Origin of the sequence: Micromonospora sp. DT178 (genome assembly GCF_049841695.1) — a bacterium.
Taxonomy (GTDB): domain Bacteria; phylum Actinomycetota; class Actinomycetes; order Mycobacteriales; family Micromonosporaceae; genus Micromonospora.
In genome coordinates, this window is record NZ_JBNCKV010000006.1 from 95,961 (window position 1) to 117,015 (window position 21,055).

Genomic DNA, 21,055 nt, shown 5'->3' on the forward strand with positions numbered 1-21,055 from the left:
CCCCCACTGGGAGTCGGCCGAACGCTCCCACTGCGGGCCGGAAGGGCGCTCCCACTGCCCGCCGGAGGAGTGCTCCCGTTGGCCGCCGGAAGGGCGCTCCCGTTGGCTGTCGGAGGGGCGGGGCTCCGGGGCCGGGGCCGCCCACTGGTAGCGGGGCCGGCGCCCGTCACCGTCCGCCTGGCGGTCGTCGACGGTCTCCGGGCGACGGTCGTGGCCGGCGGCGGCCGGACGGTCGTGCGCGCGCCCGGTCCGGTGGTCGTGGCCCGGATCCGGCCGGCGCTCGTGGCCGGCGTCCGGGCGCTCGTACGCCGGGGGGCGGCGGGGCGGCGCGTCCTCGTCGGGCTCCGGGAGCCAGCCCGGCTCGGACCGGCCGGCGGGGGAGACGGGACGGTCCCGCCCGGCCGGCTCGTACCGGGGGGTGCGGGTGTCGTAGCGGTCGGGACCGGCGTGGTCGCGCTGCCGGGGGGAGTCGACGGGCCGGCCGGGGGCGTCGAACCCGCCCCGGTCGTTGCGGTGCGGCGGCTCCTGCCGAGGCCACTGCCGGTCGTCCGGCCGGCGCGGCTCGGCGTGCGGGTGGCGGTACGACTCGTCGCCGTGCCGCCGCGCGTCGAGGCCGTCCGGCCGGCCGTTCCACGCGTCCTGCCGACCGGGCCGCCCGTCGGGCAGGTCGTCCCACGACCGGCCGATGTAGGTCCCGTCCGGTTTGGTGGGCGCGAGCGGGGGCACCTCGGCCCGGCCCACGGCGGAGCGGCCCCGGGGCGCGGACGGCGCGTGTTCGACGCCCATGTCGCCCGCGTAGCGCTGGCCGGGGAACTGCGGGTGCCACTCGGTGGTGGGCTCGATCATCCAGGCCGGTTCGGCGGAGTCGTGCCAGTGGTCGGAGTAGCGGCTCATCCGGTTGCCCCGTCGCCACGGAGGGTAGGCGGAACGCCCCGGGGCCGCCGTCGGTGGGCGGGCGCGCCCGGGTGCCCGGCTGGCGTCCGTCCGCTCACGGCGGCGCCCCGGTGGCCGGCCCGCGTCCGCTCGCTCACGGCGATGTCACCTCGTTGCAAAATTGTCGCGCTGGGCGCTCCACGTGCCGGTAGAGTCGCCCCCTCCGGTACGGCGTGGCTGCGGAAGGAGGGTAGCGGCGTGGGCTCGCTCACCGCCACTGTGGCACCGCCCACCGTCCCAAACGTTATCCTATGGTTCCGGACATTTAAGGCTATAACCGGATCAGGCTTTCGACGTTACGCCACGTACCGGCAGGCGTCGGTGGCGGGCGTCGTCACCAACACGGTCTTCGGCTTCCTGCGGTGCTACGTCCTGCTCGCGGCGGTGGGCGCGGCCGGCACGGTGGCCGGGTACGACCGGGGGCAACTCGCCACATTCGTCTGGGTGGGCCAGGGCCTGCTGGCGGTCGTGCTCCTCTGGGGCTGGACCGAGCTGGCCGACCGGATCCGCACCGGCGACATCGCCAGCGACCTGCTCCGGCCCGTGCACCCCGTGACCAGCCATCTCGCCGCCGACCTGGGCCGCGCCGGCCACGCCGCGCTGGTCCGGTTCCTGCCGCCGGTGCTGGTCGGGCCGCTCTTCTTCGAGGTCCACGTGCCCCGCCGCTGGTCCACCCTGCCGATCTTCGCGTTCTCCGCCGTCGTCGCCGTGGTCCTCTGCTTCGGCTGCCGCTTCCTGGTCAACGCGACCGCGTACTGGTTGCAGGACGTCCGGGGACCGGTGATCCTCTGGACCCTCGCCTCGGGGGTGCTCGCGGGGCTCTACTTCCCGCTGCGCTTCCTGCCGGAGTGGCTCCAACTCGTCCTCTGGTGGGGCACCCCCTTCCCGAGCCTGCTCCAGACCCCGCTCGACGTGCTGGTCGAGCGCGACCCGACCGACGACCAGGTCGGGCTGGTCGGCCTCCAGGTCGCCTGGGCGGTGCTGATCCTGGCCGCCTGCCGGCTGGTGCAGCGCCGCGCGGAACGCCGCCTGGTGGTCCAGGGTGGCTGACACGTCGGGCGGGACGCTGGCCGCGTACCGGGCGCTGCTCGGCGCGCAGGCGCGTGCACAGACGGCGTACCGGACCTCGTTCGCGATCGACCTGGTCGGCAACGTCGGGTCCACCGTCTTCGACGTGCTCACCGTGCTGGTGATCTTCGGGGTGACGCGGGAACTGGGCGGCTTCACGCTGCGCGAGACGATGGTGATGGTCGGCCTCTCGACCTGCGCCTTCGCCGTCGCCGACCTGCTGGTGGGCAACATCGAGCGGCTGCCCCGCTACGTGCGCACCGGGCTCTTCGACGCCGTGCTGGTCCGCCCGCTGGGCGCCCTGCCCCAGCTGCTGCTGATGGACCTGCCGCTGCGCAAGGTGTCGCGCGCGGTCTTCGGCCTCGCCGTGCTGGTCGTCGCCGTCGGCTCGGCCGGTGTCGGGTGGACCCCGGCGCGGGCCCTGCTGGTGGTCCTCGCCCCGCTGGCCGGCGTGGTCTTCTTCGGGTCGGTCTTCGTGGCCACCGCCACCGTCTCGTTCTGGTGGGTCGACTCGGGGGAGCTGGCCAACTCGGTGACCTACGGCGGCCGGGACTTCACCTCGTACCCGGTCACCGTCTTCGAGGGCTGGTTCCGCGCGGTGTTCGCGTACGGCCTGGGCTTCGCCTTCGTCAGCTACCACCCGGCGCTGACGCTGCTCGGCCGCGCCGACCCGCTCGGCCTGCCGGCGTGGGTGGGCTGGGCCGCGCCGGCCGTCGCGCTGGTCGCGGCCGCCGGGGCGGCGGCGGCCTGGCGCACCGGGGTCCGCCACTACCGGAGTACGGGGTCATGAGCGACGACGTGATCGTGGCCGAGGGGCTGCGCAAGGAGTTCACCGTCCGGGTGCGGGCCGGCCGGCTGCGGCGGGAGAAGCGGCGGGTCACCGCCGTCGACGGGATCGACCTGCGGGTGCCCCGCGGCGAGATGCTGGGCTACATCGGGCCCAACGGCGCCGGCAAGTCGACGACGCTCAAGATGTTCACCGGCGTGCTGACGCCCTCCGCCGGCGAGGTACGCGTGTGCGGGCTGCGTCCGGTGGCCCAGCGGACCCGGCTCGCGCTGCGCGTCGGCGTGGTCTTCGGCCAGCGCTCGCAGCTCTGGTGGGACCTGCCGCTGGGCGACTCGTTCGCGCTGCTGCGGCACGTCTACCGGGTGCCAGCCGCCGCGCACGCCGCCCGGCTGCGCCGCTGCCGGAGCCTGCTCGACCTGGACCCGTTCCTGGACACCCCGGTCCGGCAGCTCTCCCTCGGGCAACGCATGCGCGGCGAGCTGACCGCCGCCCTGCTGCACGGCCCGGAGGTGCTCTTCCTCGACGAGCCCACCATCGGCCTCGACGTGGTCAGCAAGCAGGCGGTGCGCGGCTTCCTCGCCGAGCTGGGCCGGGCCGGAGACACGACGCTGGTGCTCACCACGCACGACCTGGCCGACATCGAGCGACTCTGCCGGCGCCTGGTGGTGGTCGACCACGGGCGGGTGGTGCACGACGGGTCGATCGCCGCGCTGCACGAGCGGTACGGGTCGCGCCGGCTGCTCGTCGCCGACCTCGACGCCCCGCTGCCCGAGCCGCCGGCGCTGCCCGGCGCGCCGCTACAGCGGCAGGAGGCCGACGGGCACCGGCTGGTCTTCGCGCTGGAGTCGGCGGGGGTGGCCGAGGTGGTGGCGGCCCTGGCCGGGCTGGGCGCGCTGCGGGACGTCTCGATCGTCGAGCCGGACATCGAGGACGTGGTGGCCCGGCTCTACCGCAGCCGCTGACGCCGTGACGGCGACGGCCCCGGCCCGCGGTGCGGGAGGGGCCGTCGGCGCGGCAGGCTCAGACCGGGTCGCCGATGTTCACCTGAGGCGCGGGGGCGCGCATCCGGCGGAACGTGATCGACCGCATGATCGCGTAGAGGTAGAGCGAGCCCATCCGCTGCCCGGTGTTCGGGAAACGCTCCCGGACCAGCTTGCGGATCTTGCGCGAGATCAGGATCGAGTCGACCACCACGCCCAGGGCGAGCGCGCCCCAGAGGATGTTGGAGACCAGGCGGACGACCGGCGGCATCGCGGCGTTCGAGCCGATCAGCACGATCAGCGCCCCACCGAAGAACCAGGTGCCGACCGTACGCCGGGAGTCGACCACGTTGCGGGCCAGCAGCCGCTCCGGGCCGCGGTCGCGGGGGCCGCCCTCACGGCGGAACTCCTCCGCCGCCTCGGCGCGCAGTTGGCGCTTGCGCTCCCGCTGCTCCTCCTTGGTCAACGGCTTGGTGGCCGCGGCCGGCCGGCGGCCGGCGGTCGGCCGCTTCGGGGTGGCCTTGCCCAGCTCCTTCTTGCTCGGGGTGTAGCCCCGGGGCTGGGCGGGCGTGGACTCCTCGTCGGGGGTCACCGGGGTGACGGCCTCGTCGACGAGGTCGGAGGACTTGCGGCGAAACAGCGACGGCACGCGGAAAGGGTAGCCAAACGACGGCGCCCGGTGCACATCGCGGTGCACCGGGCGCGTACGGGAGTGGTCGACGTTACGGACGCTCGACGTGCGCGCCCAGGTCCGCCAGCTTCGCCTCGAAGTCCTCGTAGCCCCGGTTGATCAGGTCCACGCCGTAGACCCGGGAGGTGCCCTCGGCGGCCAGCGCGGCGATCAGGTGGCTGAAACCGGCCCGCAGGTCGGGGATGACCAGGTCGGCGGCGTGCAGCTTGCTCGGCCCCGCGATCACCGCCGAGTGCTTGAAGTTGCGCCGACCGAAGCGGCACGGCGTGCCGCCCAGGCAGTCCCGGTAGACCTGGATGTTGGCGCCCATCGAGTTGAGCGCCTCGGTGTAGCCCAGCCGCTGCTCGTAGACCGTCTCGTGGACGATGGACAGGCCCCGGGCCTGGGTGAGCGCCACCACCAGCGGCTGCTGCCAGTCGGTCATGAAGCCCGGGTGCACGTCGGTCTCCAGCGCCACCGACCGCAGCTCGCCGCCCGGGTGCCAGAACCGGATCCCGCCCTCCTGGCCCGGGTCGCCCAGCTTCGGCGGCCGGGCGTCGGTGACCTCGTACTCGCCGCCGACGGAGCGGAAGATGTTCAGGAAGGTCATCATGTCGGCCTGCTGCGCGCCGAGCACCTCGACGTGGCCGCGGGTGGCCAGCGCCGCCGCCGCCCAGCTCGCGGCCTCGATCCGGTCCGGGATCGGCCGGTGCGTGTAGCCGTGCAGCTTCGGCACACCCTGGATCTCGATGACCCGGTCGGTGTGCACCTTGATGATCGCGCCCATCTTCTGCAGGATGCAGATCAGGTCGATGATCTCCGGCTCCACCGCGGCGTTGCGCAGCTCGGTGACGCCCTCGGCCATCACGGCCGTGAGCAGCACCTGCTCGGTCGCGCCGACGCTCGGGTACGGCAGGGCGAACTTGGTGCCGTGCAGCCCGTTCGGCGCCGACAGGTGCAGCCCCTCCGGGGTCTTCTCGACCGTCGCGCCGAACTCCCGCAGCGCCTGCAGGTGGAAGTCGATCGGGCGCGGCCCGATGTGGCAGCCCCCCAGGTCGGGGATGAACGCGTGGCCGAGGCGGTGCAGCAGCGGTCCGCAGAACAGGATCGGGATCCGGCTGGAGCCCGCGTGCACGTTGATCTGGTCCGTGCTGGCGCTCTCCACGTTCGCCGGGTCGAAGACGAGCTCGCCGTCCTCCCCGCCGTCGGTGACCTTGACGCCGTGCAGGCCGAGCAGGCCCCGGACCACCTCGACGTCACGGATCTTCGGCACGTCGAACAGTCGGCTCGGGCTGTCACCCAGCAGCGCGGCGACCATCGCCTTCGAGACCAGGTTCTTCGCGCCGCGCACGCGGATCCGCCCTTCGAGCGGAGTACCTCCGTGTACGACCAGGACGTCGTCGGTCAACGCAACCTCCAGCGCGTCGGTGCTGCCGTGTTGATGGTGGGGCTCGCGATTGTCATCGCTACCCGGAATGCGGCCATGTCGAAACGGCCCGCGTGAGTCGTCGCACCGGCAGCATAGCCCTCGGTGACGATCATGGACCCGGTCACATCGCCCCTGAGGGTACTTATCGGCGATCCGACCCTTTTCCGTGCCAATACCGCTACGGACGGTGATCAGATCGCTGCCGGCGGCGGGGTGTCGGCGCCGGGCAGGGCCAGCATCTTCTCCAGCGCGACCCGGGCGTGGTGCGCGGTGTCCGGGTCGACGGTGATCTGGTTGACCAGCCGGCCGGCCGCCAGCTCCTCCAGCGCCCAGACCAGGTGGGGCAGGTCGATCCGGTTCATGGTCGAGCAGTAGCAGACGGCCTTGTCCAGGAACATGATCTGCTTGTCCGGGTGGGCCAGCGCGAGCCGGCGGACCAGGTTCAGCTCGGTGCCGACCGCCCAGGCCGAGCCGGCCGGGGCCGCCTCGATGGCCTTGATGATGTATTCCGTCGAACCGACGAAGTCGGCGGCGGTGACCACCTCGTGCCGGCACTCCGGGTGGACCAGCACGTTCACCCCCGGCACCCGCTCCCGCACGTCGTCGACGCTGTCCAGCGTGAAGCGGCCGTGCACCGAGCAGTGCCCGCGCCACAGGATCATCCGCGCGTCGCGCAGCTGCTGCGGGGTGAGCCCGCCGTTGGGCTTGTGCGGGTCGTAGAGGACGCAGTCGTCCAGCGAGAAGCCCATCTCCAGCACCGCCGTGTTGCGGCCCAGGTGCTGGTCGGGGAAGAAGAAGACCTTCGACCCCTGCTGGTACGCCCACTCCAGCGCCCGCTTCGCGTTCGACGAGGTGCAGACCACGCCGCCGTTGCGCCCGACGAAGCCCTTGATGTCCGCCGAGGAGTTCATGTACGTCACCGGGACGGTCTCCGCCGCGATGCCCAGTTCGGTGAGCACGTCCCAGGCGGTCTCGACCTGCGAGAGCACCGCCATGTCCGCCATCGAGCAGCCGGCGGCCAGGTCGGGCAGGATGACCTTCTGCGCGTCCGAGGTGAGGATGTCGGCGCTCTCGGCCATGAAGTGCACGCCGCAGAAGACGATGTACTCGGCGTCGGGCCGGGCCGCCGCCTCGCGGGCCAGCTTGAACGAGTCACCGGTCACGTCGGCGAACTGGATCACCTCGTCGCGCTGGTAGTGGTGCCCCAGCACGAAGACCTTGCTGCCCAGCGCCGCCTTCGCCGCCGTCGCCCGGGCCACCAGGTCCGGGTCGCTGGGCGCCGGCAGATCACCCGGACACTCGACGCCGCGCTCCGTGGCGGGGTCGCTGCCCCGGCCGAGCAGCAGCAGTGCCGTCGCGGTGTTGGAGGGTTCCACCCAGGTCGAAGTCACGTGCCCCATGGTCCCACAGTGCGGCCTCGGCGCAGCCTCCAGCGGTGTGTGCTGCCACACTGCTCGACATGCGCGTGCTGCTCTGTCCGGACAAGTTCGCCGGTACCCTGCCGGCCCCGCAGGTCGCCGAGGCCGTGGCCACCGGCTGGCGGGAGGTCGCACCCGCCGACGACCTGCTCGTCCGGCCCCTGTCGGACGGTGGGCCGGGCTTCCTCGACGTGCTCTCCGACGCCCTCGGCGGGCGCCGGGTCCCGGTGCCGACCGTCGACCCGCTGGGCCGCCCCACGGCCGGTGAGATCCTGCTCACCGACGGCGGTGCGACCGCCTGGCTGGAGAGCGCCCAGGCGTGCGGGCTGCACCTGCTCGACGCGGACGAGCGGGACCCGAAGACCACCTCCTCGTACGGGCTGGGGGTGCTGGTGGCCGCCGCCGTGGAGGCCGGCGCCCGGACGGTCGTGATCGGGCTGGGCGGCTCCGGCACCAACGACGGCGGCGCGGGCATGCTCACCGCGCTCGGCGTGACCCCGCTGGACGCCACCGGCCAGGCACTGCCGTACGGCGGGGCCGCGCTCGGCGCGGTGGACGCCCTCGACGGCGCGCCCCGGCTGCGCGACGCCCGCCTGGTGGCCGCCACCGACGTGGACAACCCGCTGCTCGGGCTGCACGGGGCCAGCAACGTGTTCGGCCCGCAGAAGGGCGCCGACCGGGCCGACGTGCTGCTGCTCGACGCCGCGCTGGAGCGCTTCGCCGCCGTGCTGGAGCGGGACCTGCCCGGCTGCCCCGAACGGCTGGGCGCGCTGCCCGGCGGCGGCGCGGCCGGCGGGCTGGGCGCGGCCGTCCTGGCGCTGGGCGGGCACTGCGAGTCGGGCATCGGCCTGGTCACCCGGGCGATCGGGCTGGACGTCACGCTCGACGCGGTCGACCTGGTCATCACCGGGGAGGGCTCGTTCGACCACCAGTCGCTGCGCGGCAAGGTGGTGGCCGGGGTGGCCGGCGCCGCCCGGGACCGGGGCGTGCCCTGCGTGGTGGTCGCGGGCCGGGTGAGTACCGGGCGGCGCGAGGCCGGGGCGGCCGGGGTGACCGACGCGTACAGCCTGGTGGAGCACTTCGGGGGCGAGGAACGCGGCGGGCTGGCCGCCGCGATGGAACGCCCGGCCGAGGGGCTGCGGGCGCTCGGCACCCGGCTCGCCCGGCAGTGGAGCCGCTGACCACGCCCGGTGCCCGGGCGCGTCGGGCGGCGGCCCTGGTCACGCCGAACGGGTGTGGTCGGCCGTAGCGGCGTACCATCGGATCTGGACCACACCGGGAATGGCTGGGCGACAGGAGATGTTGGCCAGTGCGTCCGGACCCAACCGCGCAGGGAGATTTCACGTGACCACGCCAGCGCAGACCGAGTCGACCGAGGCCAAGGCCCCCACGTCCGTCGTCCTCACCGACGTCGCGGCGCAGAAGGTCAAGGCCCTGATCGAGCAGGAAGGCCGCGACGACCTGCGGCTCCGGGTCGCCGTGCAGCCGGGTGGCTGCTCCGGCCTGCGGTACCAGCTCTTCTTCGACGAGCGGTCGCTCGACGGTGACGTCGTGACCGACTACGACGGGGTCGAGGTCGTCGTCGACCGGATGAGCGCCCCCTACCTGACCGGCGCCACCATCGACTTCGCCGACCGGATCGACGCCCAGGGCTTCACCATCGACAACCCCAACGCGGGCAACTCCTGCGCCTGCGGTGACTCGTTCAGCTGAGCCAGACCTCCGCTGACCACGGCGGGGCCGTCCCACGGGGCGGCCCCGCCGTCGTCTTCCGGTCGGGAATGGGCCGTCGGGAAGGTGACCCGGGGCCGACCGACAGGTCATCCTGAGGGGGCCGGGCCGGTAGGCTGACCGGCGCCCTGCTCCCGACCCCGAGGTTGACATGAAGATCGCCGTGACCGGCTCGATCGCCACCGACCATCTGATGAGCTTCCCCGGTCGCTTCGCCGACCAGTTCCTCGCCGACCAGCTGCACAAGGTCTCGCTCTCCTTCCTGGTGGACGACCTGGTGCTGCGGCGCGGCGGGGTGGCGGCCAACATCGCCTTCGGCATGGGGCAGCTCGGCCTGCGCCCGGTGCTGGTCGGCGCGGTCGGCGCGGACTTCGCCGACTACCGCTCCTGGCTGGAGCGGCACGGCGTCGACTGCGACTCGGTGCACGTCAGCGAGGTGGCGCACACCGCCCGGTTCGTCTGCACCACGGACACCGACATGTGCCAGATCGCCTCGTTCTACGCCGGGGCGATGAGCGAGGCCCGCAACATCGAGCTGGAGCCGGTGGCCCGCCGCCTCGACGGGCTGGACCTGGTCCTGGTCGGCGCGAACGACCCGGAGGCGATGCTGCGGCACTCCGCCGAGTGCCGGGAGCGCGGCTACCGGTTCGCCGCCGACCCGTCGCAGCAGCTCGCCCGCATGGACGGCGAGGACGTCGTCGCGCTGATCGAGGGCGCCGAGTACCTGATGACCAACGACTACGAGAAGTCGCTGCTGCAGAGCAAGGCCGGGCTGACCGACGCGCAGCTGCTCGACCGGGTCAAGGTGCGGGTCACCACGCTGGGCAAGCACGGGGTGGAGATCGCCGGGCGGGACTTCGACCCGATCCACGTGCCGATCGCGCGGGAGACCGAGGCGGTCGACCCGACCGGCGTCGGCGACGGGTTCCGGGCCGGCTTCTTCACCGCGCTCTCCTGGGGCCTCGGGCTGGAGCGCGCCGCCCAGGTCGGCTCGCTGCTCGCCACGCTGGTGCTGGAGACCGTCGGCACGCAGGAGTACGAGGTCCGCCGCGACCTGTTCGTCAAGCGCCTGGCCGAGTCGTACGGCGACGTCGCCGCCGAGGACGTCCGCCCGCACCTCGTGCCGTAACACCGGCGCCGGTCGTGTCCGCCGGGCCGCCGGGAGTGGGCAGGAACACCCCTGGCGGCCCGGGCGGCGCGGCCCGTCCGCCCCGGGCCCGCCGGCCCCGCGCACCGTGGTCAGTGGCGGCGGCGGACGTCGAAGGCGGGGCCGTCGGGGCCGGTGACCGTGCCGAGGAACTCGTGGCCGCGCATCCGGCACCAGGCCGGGATGTCCACCGCCGCGGCCGGGTCGTCGGCGAGCACCCGCAGCACCGTGCCGACGGGCAGCTCGGGCAGCCGCCGGGCCGCCGCGATCACCGGCAGCGGGCAGCGCTGACCGCGGCAGTCGACTATCTCCGCCGGCGCCGTCACAGCCCCACCACCCCGGCCTCGGCGCGCAGTTCCGCCACGACGCCGGGCAGTTCGGCGAGGAACCTCTCGACGTCGGCCTCCGACGTCTCCCGGTGCAGCGAGACCCGTACGTTGCCGTGCGAGAGCACCCCCATCGCCTCCAGCACGTGCGACGGCCGCAGCGTCGACGACGTGCACGAGGAGCCCGAGGAGACGGCGAACCCGCGCCGGTCGAGCGCGTGCAGCAGGGCCTCGCCGTCGACGTAGAGGCAGGAGAAGGTCACCAGGTGCGGCAGGCGGTGGTCGGGATCACCCACCACCTCCACGTCGGGCACCTCGGCCGCCACCCGGGCCCGGATCCGGGCCACCAGCGGCGCCAGCCGGGCCGCCTCGGCTCCGGCGTCGGCCGCCGCCGCGCGCAGGCTCGCCGCCGCCGCCACCACCGCCGGCAGGTTGAGCGTTCCCGGCGTACGCCCCGCCTCCCGCTCGTCGGCCGGCCAGGGCGACTCCCAGCGGGTGCCCTTGCGGACGACCAGCAGCCCCACCCCGGGCGGCCCGCCCCACTTGTGCGCGCTGGCGGTCAGCACCGACCAGCCCGCCGGCACCGGGGCCCGGCCCACCACCTGGGCGGCGTCCACGTACAGCGGCACCCCGGCCTCGGCGCACTCCCGCGCCGCCCCGGCCACCGGCTGGAGCGTGCCGACCTCGTGGCTGGCGGCGATCAGCGCGGCCAGCGCCACCCCCGGCGCCCGGACCGCCGCCGCCCAGCGGTCCAGGTCGAGCCGGCCGAGCCGGTCCACCGGTACGGACGTTGCCGCGCCGCCCGCCGCGACGTGCTTCTCAGCGGCGTGCAGCACCGCCGAGTGCTCGATCGCGGAGTGCACCAGGGCCGGACCGACCCGACGCCGGCCGGTCAGGCCCCCCAGCACGGCGGCGTGCGCGGCCGCCGTACCGCTGGGGGTGAAGGACAGCTCGTCGGCGCGGACGCCGAGCGTCTGCGCGCAGGCCTCGCGGGCGGCGTCGAGGAGTTGACGGGCGCGGCGGGCCTGCGTGTAGAGCCGGCCGGGGTCGGCCCAGCCGTCGTCGAGGGCGGCCAGCAGCGCCTGTCGGGCGACCGGATGCAGCGGCGCGGCGGTGGCCGCGTCCAGGTAGACCGGGGATGCGCTCACGCCAGCCAACGTATCGCGCCGGTATGCCCAAGATCCCCCCGATGGGGGCCGACAGCGACCCCAACACGGTCCAGCCCGTCATGGTCGAGTAATCTGCGACCGTCGGTGACGCCTTTGCCGCTGGTGCTGTCGCTCCGCAGGCGGAGGGCAGGGACAAGACACCGCGGCGCGCTAGGGAGGCAGGACCAGGTGGTCGCAAGGAGTTCGGAGGTACGGCCGTCGGCCGTACGGCACAGCGCTTCCCCAGGAGCCGGTGGGCGCCGGGGACGTGGTGCCGGTCGGATCGCCGGGCTCGGTCTCGGCGGAGCGGCGCTGCTGGTCCTGCTCACGGGCTGCGACGTCGGCGCGGCGTTCGGCGGCTTCGGCTGGCCGCAGGGCGGCATCACGCCCGAGTCGCACCGGATGTACGACCTGTGGATCGCCTCGTGCATCGCGGCGCTCGCGGTCGGCGTCTTCGTGTGGGGCCTGATCTTCTGGTGCGTCGTGCGCTACCGCAAGCGGGGCAACGAGCTGCCGGTGCAGACCCGTTACAACATGCCGATGGAGTTCCTCTACACCATCGCGCCGATCCTGATCGTCTCCGTGCTCTTCTACTACACGGCGATCGTGCAGACCGACGTGGTGCGGACGACCAAGAACCCCGACGTCACGGTCGAGGTGGTCGCGTTCAAGTGGAACTGGCAGTTCAACTACCGCGACGGTCAGGGCCAGGACGCCAACACGGTCGCCTCCGTGCTCGGCACCAGCGAGGTCATCCCGATCCTGGTGCTGCCGACCGACCGGTCCATCCGGTTCGAGGAGACCAGCCGCGACGTCATCCACTCGTTCTGGGTGCCGGAGCTGCTGTTCAAGCGCGACGTCATGCCGGGCAAGATCCGCAACGTCTTCGAGGTCTCGAAGCTGGAGTCCGAGGGCGCCTACGTCGGCCGCTGCGCGGAGCTCTGCGGCAGCTACCACGCCTTCATGAACTTCGAGCTGCGGGTCGTCTCCCCGGAGAAGTACGAGCAGTTCCTGGCGGCCAAGCGGGACGGCAGGTCCACGCAGGAGGCGCTGACGGCCATCGGCGAGGACCCGTACGCGAAGACGACGAAGCCGTTCGAGACCCGTCGCACCGAGGCCAACTTCAACCCGGACGACGCGCCGGCCGGCGCGGGAAGCTGAGGGATCGGGCATGAAGACCGAGTGGCGCATCTTCCTGGTCATCGCCGGGTTCCTGCTCTTCGCCACCGTCCTCTACGGCGGGTGGACCGCCGCCGACTCCGGCGGCCAGGTCGAGTGGGTCGGTACGGTCGCCCTGCTGCTGAGCTTCCTGCTCTGCTCGATGTGCGGCGGCTTCTTCTGGTTCGTCTCCCGCCGGATCGACCTCCGGCCGGAGGACCGGCCGGACGGCGAGATCGCCGACGGCGCGGGCGAGATCGGCTTCTTCAGCCCCGGCAGCTACTGGCCGCTCGGCCTGGCCATCGCCGTCGGGATCGCCGGGTTCGGCCTCGCGTTCTGGCAGTTCTGGCTGCTCGGCCTCGGCATGGTGGCGGTCACGTTCTCCGTCTGCGGCCTGCTGTTCGAGTACTACAGCGGCACCCGGCGCACCGCCGAGCACTGATCGGCCGGTCACCCGCGAACGTCCCGAAGGCCCGCCTCCCCGGGGAGGCGGGCCTTCGGCGTGGGACGGGCTGTGCGGGCGCGGGAGACGTGCCCGGCAGGGGCGCTGCTCGGACGCCGCGTGCCCCGCCGACGCGGTGGTGTCAGGCGGCGCGGTGGCGGGCGGCGCGACGGCGGCGGTGTCAGGCGGCGCGGCGGCGGTGCTGTCAGGCGGTGGTGGCGGCGCTGTCAGGCGGCGCGGCGGCGGGCCGGCGGGCGGCGCCGGTCGTTCGCGCGCGCCAGGTGGAACGCGAAGGTGGTGACGAGCACGGCCGCGCCGCAACCCGTGCAGACCAGTTCGGGGCAGTCGGCGCCGTGGCCGTCGGCGCACGGCGGCGCCTCGAACGGCTCGACGCCCTCACAGGTGTCGCAGTAGAGCTCGCGCTCCGACACGGGCGTCTCCTCTCGCTCCGGTCCCGCGGGGTGTCGCACACGCCCGACGGGATCGCCGCGCTCGACGGCGCAGGACGGATGTGGGAACTACTCAGCTGTAGTTTCCCACGGGGGTCCGACAACCTTCGGGCGGCACCCGGCGGCGACCGGTGCTCACTGGGAGCGCGCGACCTCGATCCAGCGGTCGAGGACGCGGGCGGCGGCCCCGGAGTCGACGGACTCGGCGGCCCGGTCGATCCCGGCCCGCAGGGCCTCGGTGAGGTCGCCGTCGAGCGGACCCTGCGTGGCCAGCGCCGCCGCCGCGTTGACCAGGACCGCGTCGCGCACCGGGCCGGTCTCGCCGGCCAGCAGCCGACGGACCACGTCGGCGTTGAAGGCGGCGTCACCGCCGCGCAGGTCGGCCAGGGTGGCCCGGGGTACGCCGAGGTCGGCCGCGTCCAGCAGCGACTCCCTGACGACGCCGCCCTGGGCCGCCCAGACGCGGGTCGGCGCGGCGGTGGTGAACTCGTCCAGCCCGTCCTCGCCGCGCATCACCAGCACCGAGTCGCCGCGGGCGGCGAAGACGCCGGCCATCACCGGAGCCATCCGGGCGTCGAAGCAGCCGACCGCTCCGGCGCGGGGCCGCGCCGGGTTGGTCAGCGGGCCGAGGAAGTTGAACACCGTGGGCACGCCCAGCTCCCGGCGTACCGGGCCGGTGTGCCGCATCCCGGGGTGGAACCGGGCCGCGAAGCAGAAGCCCATGCCGGCCTCGGCGACGCACCGGGCCACCCCCTCGGGGCCCAGGTCGAGCGGCACGCCGAGGAACTCCAGCACGTCGGCGGTGCCGCACGAGGAGGAGGCCGCCCGGTTGCCGTGCTTGACCACCCGGACACCGGCGCCGGCCACCACCAGCGAGGCCATGGTCGAGATGTTGACCGTGTGCGCGAGGTCACCACCGGTGCCGACCACGTCGAGGGCGGTGGCGCGCAGCTCGTCGGGCAGCTCGACCGGGACCGCCCGGCCGAGCATCGCCTCCACCAGCCCGGCCAGCTCGGCCGAGGTCTCGCCCTTGGCGCGCAGCGCGACGACGAAGCCCGCCATCTGCGCCGGGGCGGCCGAGCCGGCCATGATCTCGCCCATCGCCCAGGCCGTGTCGGCGGTGGCGAGTTCCTCGCCGCGCAGCAGCGCGTTGAGCAGGTGCGGCCAGGTCCGATCGCCCATGGCGGGCCTCCCGAGCGTGCGAGATGCGGGTGGGATGGAACCGGCACCGGTCGGCCCGGCGCCGCGGCGGGCCGGAACGGGGGACGTCAGGCGGGTGCGTGCGTCCGCAGCAGCTCGGCCACCGTGGTGCCGGTGGTCACCGGGTCGAGCGGGTGCACCAGGGTGGCGTCGACCTCGGCGTACGCCGCGAGCCACCGGTCGGCGGCGCGGGCGATCACCACGCAGGTCGGGGGGGCGTCGGCCCGGTCGTCCTTGATCTGCCGGGCGATGCCGATGCCGCCGCCCGGGCTCGCCTCGCCGTCGAGCACCAGCAGGTCGATCTCGTAGTCGTCGACGAGCCGGACGCACTCGGCGTAGTCGGACGCCTCGACGAACTCGATCCGCAGGCCGGGCGCGGGGCGCGGCCCGACGGCGAGCCGCATCCGGTCGCGGACCTGTGGGTCGTCGCTGTAGAGCAGGACGGTGCAAAGACGATCGCTCATGCCGGCACTCCGCTTCGCTCCGTGCCGTCGCGCGGCACCATCACACTGAGCTTGATGATTCGTTCGCTGCGCGCTCGTCGGTCGGACTGGCTCCCACCTCGTAGCCGCCCGCTGATCGTACCGGTCGGTGTGAGGTGTGCGACGTCCGGCCGGTGGCGGTGCGCAGGGCGTACCGCCGGACGGCTCAGGCAGTGGACTCCGCGGCGCGCTGACGGGCCTCCTGGCGGTCCAGGTCGCGGTCGACGCGGCGGGCCTCCCGCTCGGCGTGGCGCATCCACTGCACGACCAGCACGGCCAGCATGGTCACGCTGACGAACTCGCCGCCGGCCCAGAGGATGCCGCCCGCGACCACCTGGTCCTGCCACGGGTCCGACCAGGTGAGGCCCAGCGACGGGTACCAGTCGCCGCCGAACAGCGTGCTGCTCTGCATGATGGTGAGCCCGAGCACGGTGTGGAACGGCACGGAGAGCAGCATCAGCAGCGCCCGCGCCGGGTACGGCCAGCGGCCCGGCAGCGGGTCGAGGCCGAGCAGCGGCCAGAAGAACACGCAGCCGGTCATGATGAAGTGCGCGTGCACGACCTCGTGCGCCCACACGTGCTCCAGCGTGTAGCGGTACAGGTCGGTGAAGTAGAGCGCGAACGGGTTCACCACGAAGATGGCGAACGCCACCAGGGGGAAGCTGTAGATCCGGGCGATCCGGCTGTGCACGACGGCCAGCAGCCGCTTGCGCGGTCGCGGCGGCAGGGTGCGCAGGGCCAGCGTCACCGGCGCGCCCAGCGCGAGGAAGATCGGCGAGATCATGGAGAGCACCATGTGCTGGACCATGTGCACCGACAGCAGCGCCGTGTCGTACGCGTGCAGGCCGCTGACGGTGACCGCCGCGATGCCGCCGAGGCCGGGGCCGAGGAAGAAGATCGTCCTGGCGACCGGCCACCGGTCGCCCCGGACCCGCAGCCGGTGCACGCCGTAGAGGTAGACGCCGGCGGCCAGCACCAGGCCGACGGCGAGCCAGCTGTCCAGCTTCGTCTCGGTGAACACCGAGGTCACGGTGAACGGCGGCGGGGTGGCCGCGGTCGCCGCCGGCGCGGCGACGGCGGCTGCGGCGGAGATCGGATCGGCGTGCAGCACGCTTTTCAGCCTAGGTCAGGCGAACCGGACTGCCCCGATCGGGCTGTGGATGCCACGGGTTTGGCCCCCCGCTGATCGGCGGCCCCGGTCAAGGGCAATAATGACCGCGTGACTGCGGCCCCAGCCATTGACAAGAGCCGGATCCACTCCCTGACCCGACCCAACATGGTCAGCGTCGGGACGATCGTGTGGCTCTCCAGCGAACTCATGTTCTTCGCGGCGCTGTTCGCGATGTACTTCTCCATCCGCGCGGCGGCGCCGGAGCAGTGGGCGAAGCACACCGAGCACCTCAACATCCCCTACGCGACCACCTTCACGGTGATCCTGGTGTTGTCCTCGGTGACCTGCCAGCTCGGTGTGTTCGCCGCCGAGAAGGGTGACGTGCACGCGCTGCGGCGCTGGTTCACGATCACCTTCGTGATGGGCCTGATCTTCGTCCTCGGCCAGCTCAACGAGTACCGCGAGCTGGTGCACGAGGGCATCAAGATCAACGAAGACGGTTACGGGTCGATGTTCTACCTGACCACCGGCTTCCACGGCCTGCACGTGGCCGGCGGTCTGGTCGCCTTCGTCATCTTCATGATCCGCACCACCATGGGCCGGTTCACACCGGCGCAGGCCACGTCGGCGATCGTCGTGTCCTACTACTGGCACTTCGTCGACGTCGTGTGGATCGGGCTCTACGCCATGATCTACTGGCTTCAGTGATCTTGGCGCGTCACGAACCGCGCCGCTGCTCCGTCCCCTGAGACAAGGTCCAACCGGTTAAGGACACAGGTCATGACTTCTGACAACGACCGCCGACGCGGTCTGCTCGCGCGGCTGCGCGAGCGGCCCGCGGCGCGCAGCAGGGGCCGCCGCCGGCTGGGTGCCGCGGTCCGGCTGTTCGCCGCGCTGATGCTGGCCGGCGGCGCCTACACCGTCTTCGCCCCCGGCGCGCAGGCGCAGGACACCCCGCTCACCGGTGCCGCCGCGGAGGGCAAGGCGCTGTTCGACGTGAGCTGTGTGACCTGTCACGGTCGCAACGCGCAGGGCGTCGAGGGGCGCGGGCCGAGCCTGATCGGCGTCGGCGCGGCCTCGGTCGAGTTCCAGGTCGGCTCCGGCCGCATGCCGATGGCCCGGCAGGAGGCCCAGGCCCAGCGCAAGCCGGAGCTCTTCACCGACGAGGAGACCCGCCAGCTCGCGCAGTACGTCCAGGAGCTCGGCGGCGGCCCGGTGGTGCCCGAGGGTGACAACCTGCACGCCGACGGCAACATCGCCGCCGGCGGCGAGCTGTTCCGGATCAACTGCGCGCAGTGCCACGCCTTCGGCGGCGGCGGCGGCGCCCTGTCCTCCGGCAAGTACGCGCCGAGCCTGCGCCCGGCCACCGACCGGCAGATCTACGCCGCGATGCTGAGCGGCCCGCAGAACATGCCGGTCTTCGGCGACAACCAGATCTCCCCGGACCAGAAGGCGGACCTCATCGCCTACATCCAGGAGACCCTGAAGCACGACCAGGACCCGGGCGGCTTCAACCTCGGTCGGTACGGGCCGTCCACCGAGGGCCTGGCGATCTTCCTGGTGGGCATCGTCGCGCTCGTCTTCGCGAGCCTGTGGATTGCGGGCAAGTCGTGACCGGGCGGCTCATCCGATTCAGTGCCGTGGTGCCGCAGCGCGGCACCGCCCGTAGCGAGGTGACGGCATGACCACGCACACCGAGCACCAGGCCCAGCAGGGCCGGGAGCCGCTCGACGTGAACACCCCCGGGCTCAGCCAGTTCGACATCGTCCGCGAGGGCGCGCGCCGGGACGACATCGAGATCGTCCACTACGAGCCGCAGGTGGCGCCGGGCAGCAAGGCCGAGCGCCGGCTGACCCGTACCGTCGCGTCGTTCTTCCTGCTCACCGGCCTGGCGGCGACCGCCTTCCTGGTCATCTACATCTGGTGGCCGTGGGAATACCACGCCGGTAGCGGCGGCGACAAGTGGTACACCCCGCTGCTCGGCGTCACCCTCGGCGTGGCCCTGCTCGGCATCGGCTTCGGCATCCTGACCTGGGGCAAGAAGCTGCTGCCGAAGGAGGTCTCGATCCAGGACCGGCACGAGGGCGCCGTCGCCTCCGACGACCGGATCATCACCGGCCAGACCATGCTCTACATGGCCGACGAGCTGGGCGTGAAGCGCCGGCCGCTGCTCGGCATCTCGCTGCTGGCCGGTCTCGCGCCGGTCGGCGCGGTCGCCGCGGCGCCCCTGGTCGGCGGCCTGATCTCCCAGCCGCACAAGAACAACCAGATGTTCACGACCGGGTTCGCCCCGGCCGAGGGCGGCCAGAAGGTCCGGCTGGTCCGCGAGGACGGCCGGCCGGTGCGCCCGGCGGACGTCAGCACGGGCGGCCAGATCACCGTCTTCCCCGGCATCGACCACGGCGTGAGCAACCTGCACGCGGACTCGCCGACCCTGCTGATCCACCTGCGGGACTCCGACGCGCAGGAGTCGCGCCGGGCCAACGAGCGGGTCGGGCACGGCGACTACATGTGGGGCAACTACGCCGCCTACTCGAAGATCTGCACGCACGCCGGCTGCCCCGCGAGCCTGTACGAGCAGCAGACCAACCGCCTGCTCTGCCCGTGCCACCAGTCGCAGTTCCTGATCACCGACAACGCCCGGCCCATCTTCGGTCCGGCCAGCCGACGGTTGCCGCAGCTGCCGATCGAGGTGGACTCCGAGGGCTACTTCGTGGCCAAGTCCGACTACACCGAGACCGTCGGGCCCGACTTCTGGGAGCGGCCGTGAAGCGGCGCAAGTTTGACAAGGCAGCAGTGCCGGGGAACGTCGCCCGGGGAGTGGACGACCGCTTCCAGGTGGCCACCCCGCTGCGCCGGCTGCTGAACAAGGTCTTCCCGGACCACTGGTCCTTCCTGCTCGGCGAGATCGCGCTGTTCTCGTTCGTCGTCCTGCTGCTGACCGGCGTCTTCCTGACGTTCTTCTACGAGCCGGCGATGACCGAGGTGGTCTACAACGGCAGCTACGCCCCGCTGCGGGGCACGCCGATGTCGGCCGCGTACGCCTCCAGCCTGGACATCTCGTTCGACGTCCGCGGTGGCCTGATCATGCGGCAGATGCACCACTGGTCGGCGCTGCTGTTCATGGCCGCCATCGTGGTGCACATGCTCCGGGTCTTCTTCACCGGCGCGTTCCGCAAGCCGCGTGAGACCAACTGGATCATCGGTTCGCTGCTGTTCTGGGTCGGCTTCCTCGCCGGCTTCACCGGCTACTCGCTGCCGGACGACGGCCTCTCCGGCACCGGCCTGCGGATCGCCTCGGCGATCATGCTGTCCATCCCGGTGATCGGCTCCTGGGTGACCTCGTCGATCTTCGGCGGGGAGTTCCCGGGCACCATCATCATCAGCCGGTTCTACATCGCCCACGTGCTGCTCGTCCCGGGCCTGCTGCTCGCGCTGATCGGCGCCCACCTGGGCCTGGTCTTCAAGCAGAAGCACACCCAGTGGCCGGGCCCCGGCCGGACCAACGGCAACGTGGTCGGCGAGCGGATGTTCCCCCGCTACGCCATCAAGCAGGGCGGCTTCTTCATGGTCGTCTTCGGCGTGATCGCGCTGATGGGCGGCCTGTTCCAGATCAACCCGATCTGGCTGTTCGGCCCGTACGAGGCGTGGGTGGTCTCGGCCGCCAGCCAGCCCGACTGGTACGTCATGTTCCTCGACGGCTCGACCCGCCTGATGCCCGCCTGGGAGATCAACATCCCGATCGGCGACGGGTACGTGATCCCGCCGCTGTTCTGGCCGACGGTCGTGCTGCCGGGCATCCTGGTCGGCCTGTCGACGCTCTACCCGTTCCTGGAGGCCCGGCGCCTCAAGGACACCAGGAGCCACAACCTGCTCCAGCGTCCCCGGGACGTGCCGGCCCGGACCGCCCTGGGCGCCATGGCCCTGGCGTTCTTCGTCGTGCTGACCCTCTCCGGCGCCAACGACGTCATCGCCGACAAGTTCCAGATCAGCCTGAACGCGATGACCTGGGCCGGCCGGATCGGCCTGCTCGTCCTGCCGCCGCTGGCGTACTACGTCACCTACCGGATCTGCCTGGGTCTCCAGCAGCACGACCGGGAGGTGCTCGCCCACGGTGTCGAGACCGGCATCATCCGGCGCCTGCCGGACGGCCGGTTCGAAGAGGTGCACCAGCCGCTCGCGGCGGCCGACGGGCACGGCGACGGCCACGGCGCGCTGCCGTACGCCGGCTGGGTCGTGCCGAAGAAGATGAACCGGCTCGGCGCCCTCGGCCCGGCCATCCGGGGCTTCTTCTACCCGATCGAGAAGCCGGCCGAGGCGCCGGTCTCGCCGGGGCACCCGCCGGTCGAGCCCCGACCGGAGCGGGAGGAGATCGGCAGCGGCGAGAGCCGCCGCTGACCCCGCGACACCTCGACGTGGCGCCCGCCGGAGTCCTCCGGCGGGCGCCACGTCCGTTTCCGTCCTCCGACGGTCCCACACGGGCGTGTCGGTCGGTCGCCTCCCCGACGGGGGATCGCAGGAATAACCCCGGTCAGCCGGGTATCCGTGCGATCCAACGTCTCAAGGGGGGGGAAGC

Annotated in this window: 21 protein-coding genes; 12 read left to right on the plus strand and 9 right to left on the minus strand. The window is 72.9% G+C overall.

The genetic code is table 11. The features are described from left to right. The first annotated feature begins 1,131 nt into the window (after nt 1-1,131). The 3 genes from ACLQ22_RS13400 to ACLQ22_RS13410 are packed head-to-tail and all read left to right on the plus strand — an operon-like array spanning nt 1,132 to nt 3,750. On the plus strand, nt 1,132-1,983 hold the full coding sequence (locus ACLQ22_RS13400) for an ABC transporter permease (RefSeq protein ID WP_425692550.1): 852 nt from the start codon (nt 1,132-1,134) through the stop codon (nt 1,981-1,983). Then, nucleotides 1,976-2,791 (plus strand): ABC transporter permease, encoded by an 816-nt coding sequence (locus tag ACLQ22_RS13405; protein WP_425692551.1) that lies wholly within the window; start codon nt 1,976-1,978, stop codon nt 2,789-2,791. Before ACLQ22_RS13400 ends, ACLQ22_RS13405 begins: the two co-directional genes overlap by 8 nt. Then, nucleotides 2,788-3,750 (plus strand): ABC transporter ATP-binding protein, encoded by a 963-nt coding sequence (locus ACLQ22_RS13410; protein WP_425692552.1) that lies wholly within the window; start codon nt 2,788-2,790, stop codon nt 3,748-3,750. The genes ACLQ22_RS13405 and ACLQ22_RS13410 overlap by 4 nt, the downstream gene beginning before the upstream one ends. Nucleotides 3,751-3,808: 58 nt before the next feature. Here ACLQ22_RS13410 and ACLQ22_RS13415 read toward each other — a convergent pair whose 3' ends face one another. The 3 genes from ACLQ22_RS13415 to nadA all read right to left on the minus strand — a co-directional run bounded on the left by ACLQ22_RS13415 (nt 3,809) and on the right by nadA (nt 7,258). Continuing rightward, nucleotides 3,809-4,417 carry a DUF3043 domain-containing protein gene (locus ACLQ22_RS13415; protein WP_425692553.1) on the minus strand — a complete coding sequence of 203 codons (609 nt, stop codon included), beginning with the start codon at nt 4,415-4,417 and terminating at the stop codon, nt 3,809-3,811. Nucleotides 4,418-4,490: 73 nt separating this feature from the next. Further along, nucleotides 4,491-5,846: a UDP-N-acetylglucosamine 1-carboxyvinyltransferase gene (murA, locus tag ACLQ22_RS13420; protein ID WP_121400460.1), complete on the minus strand. Its 1,356-nt coding sequence runs from the start codon at nt 5,844-5,846 to the stop codon at nt 4,491-4,493. Between the two features lie 212 nt (nt 5,847-6,058). Continuing rightward, nucleotides 6,059-7,258: a quinolinate synthase NadA gene (gene nadA / locus ACLQ22_RS13425; RefSeq protein ID WP_425692554.1), complete on the minus strand. Its 1,200-nt coding sequence runs from the start codon at nt 7,256-7,258 to the stop codon at nt 6,059-6,061. A 68-nt stretch (nt 7,259-7,326) separates the two neighbouring features. Between nadA and ACLQ22_RS13430 the strand changes: the two genes are divergently transcribed. The 3 genes from ACLQ22_RS13430 (at nt 7,327) to ACLQ22_RS13440 (ending at nt 10,145) form a co-directional block, all read left to right on the plus strand. Then, nucleotides 7,327-8,466 (plus strand): glycerate kinase, encoded by a 1,140-nt coding sequence (locus ACLQ22_RS13430; protein WP_425692769.1) that lies wholly within the window; start codon nt 7,327-7,329, stop codon nt 8,464-8,466. 163 nt (nt 8,467-8,629) lie between these two features. Beyond that, complete coding sequence (gene erpA, locus ACLQ22_RS13435) at nt 8,630-8,998, plus strand: iron-sulfur cluster insertion protein ErpA (protein WP_007072244.1); 369 nt, start codon at nt 8,630-8,632, stop codon at nt 8,996-8,998. 169 nt (nt 8,999-9,167) lie between these two features. Next, the gene (locus tag ACLQ22_RS13440; protein ID WP_425692555.1) at nt 9,168-10,145 is read left to right on the plus strand and encodes a carbohydrate kinase family protein; all 978 of its coding nucleotides are present in this window, start codon (nt 9,168-9,170) and stop codon (nt 10,143-10,145) included. Nucleotides 10,146-10,255: 110 nt separating this feature from the next. On the opposite strand, the gene ACLQ22_RS13445 is transcribed toward ACLQ22_RS13440, so the two are convergent. Both ACLQ22_RS13445 and ACLQ22_RS13450 read right to left on the minus strand, forming a co-directional pair. Continuing rightward, nucleotides 10,256-10,489, minus strand: coding sequence for a sulfurtransferase TusA family protein (locus tag ACLQ22_RS13445; protein ID WP_425692556.1), 234 nt, complete (start codon nt 10,487-10,489; stop codon nt 10,256-10,258). Continuing rightward, on the minus strand, nt 10,486-11,637 hold the full coding sequence (locus ACLQ22_RS13450) for a cysteine desulfurase family protein (protein ID WP_425692557.1): 1,152 nt from the start codon (nt 11,635-11,637) through the stop codon (nt 10,486-10,488). The genes ACLQ22_RS13445 and ACLQ22_RS13450 overlap by 4 nt, the downstream gene beginning before the upstream one ends. 189 nt (nt 11,638-11,826) lie before the next feature. Here ACLQ22_RS13450 and coxB point away from each other — a divergent pair, with 189 nt between their 5' ends. Continuing rightward, nucleotides 11,827-12,798 (plus strand): aa3-type cytochrome oxidase subunit II, encoded by a 972-nt coding sequence (gene coxB / locus ACLQ22_RS13455; RefSeq protein ID WP_121400465.1) that lies wholly within the window; start codon nt 11,827-11,829, stop codon nt 12,796-12,798. 10 nt (nt 12,799-12,808) lie between these two features. Then, nucleotides 12,809-13,237: a cytochrome c oxidase subunit 4 gene (locus tag ACLQ22_RS13460; protein WP_425692558.1), complete on the plus strand. Its 429-nt coding sequence runs from the start codon at nt 12,809-12,811 to the stop codon at nt 13,235-13,237. Nucleotides 13,238-13,464: 227 nt separating this feature from the next. On the opposite strand, the gene ACLQ22_RS13465 is transcribed toward ACLQ22_RS13460, so the two are convergent. The 4 genes from ACLQ22_RS13465 to ACLQ22_RS13480 form a co-directional block, all read right to left on the minus strand. Further along, complete coding sequence (locus tag ACLQ22_RS13465) at nt 13,465-13,668, minus strand: hypothetical protein (RefSeq protein ID WP_425692559.1); 204 nt, start codon at nt 13,666-13,668, stop codon at nt 13,465-13,467. Between the two features lie 153 nt (nt 13,669-13,821). Then, nucleotides 13,822-14,868, minus strand: coding sequence for an anthranilate phosphoribosyltransferase (gene trpD, locus ACLQ22_RS13470; RefSeq protein ID WP_425692560.1), 1,047 nt, complete (start codon nt 14,866-14,868; stop codon nt 13,822-13,824). Between the two features lie 86 nt (nt 14,869-14,954). Further along, entirely contained in the window at nt 14,955-15,350 is a 396-nt protein-coding gene (locus tag ACLQ22_RS13475) for a hypothetical protein (protein ID WP_121400469.1), read from the minus strand. 184 nt (nt 15,351-15,534) lie between these two features. Next, entirely contained in the window at nt 15,535-16,479 is a 945-nt protein-coding gene (locus ACLQ22_RS13480) for a cytochrome c oxidase assembly protein (protein ID WP_425692561.1), read from the minus strand. Between the two features lie 108 nt (nt 16,480-16,587). On the opposite strand from ACLQ22_RS13480, the gene ACLQ22_RS13485 reads away from it, so the two are divergent. From ACLQ22_RS13485 to ACLQ22_RS13500, 4 genes are all read left to right on the plus strand, one after another. After that, nucleotides 16,588-17,187 carry an aa3-type cytochrome oxidase subunit III gene (locus tag ACLQ22_RS13485; RefSeq protein ID WP_357873110.1) on the plus strand — a complete coding sequence of 200 codons (600 nt, stop codon included), beginning with the start codon at nt 16,588-16,590 and terminating at the stop codon, nt 17,185-17,187. Nucleotides 17,188-17,259: 72 nt separating this feature from the next. Next, a complete protein-coding gene (locus tag ACLQ22_RS13490) occupies nt 17,260-18,093 on the plus strand; it encodes a cytochrome c (RefSeq protein WP_425692562.1) in 834 nt (277 codons plus the stop codon). Nucleotides 18,094-18,160: 67 nt separating this feature from the next. Beyond that, nucleotides 18,161-19,249, plus strand: a complete 1,089-nt coding sequence (locus ACLQ22_RS13495; protein ID WP_366641984.1) for a cytochrome bc1 complex Rieske iron-sulfur subunit — start codon at nt 18,161-18,163, stop codon at nt 19,247-19,249. Continuing rightward, nucleotides 19,246-20,877: a cytochrome b gene (locus tag ACLQ22_RS13500; protein WP_425692563.1), complete on the plus strand. Its 1,632-nt coding sequence runs from the start codon at nt 19,246-19,248 to the stop codon at nt 20,875-20,877. The genes ACLQ22_RS13495 and ACLQ22_RS13500 overlap by 4 nt, the downstream gene beginning before the upstream one ends. Nucleotides 20,878-21,055 lie beyond the last annotated feature (178 nt).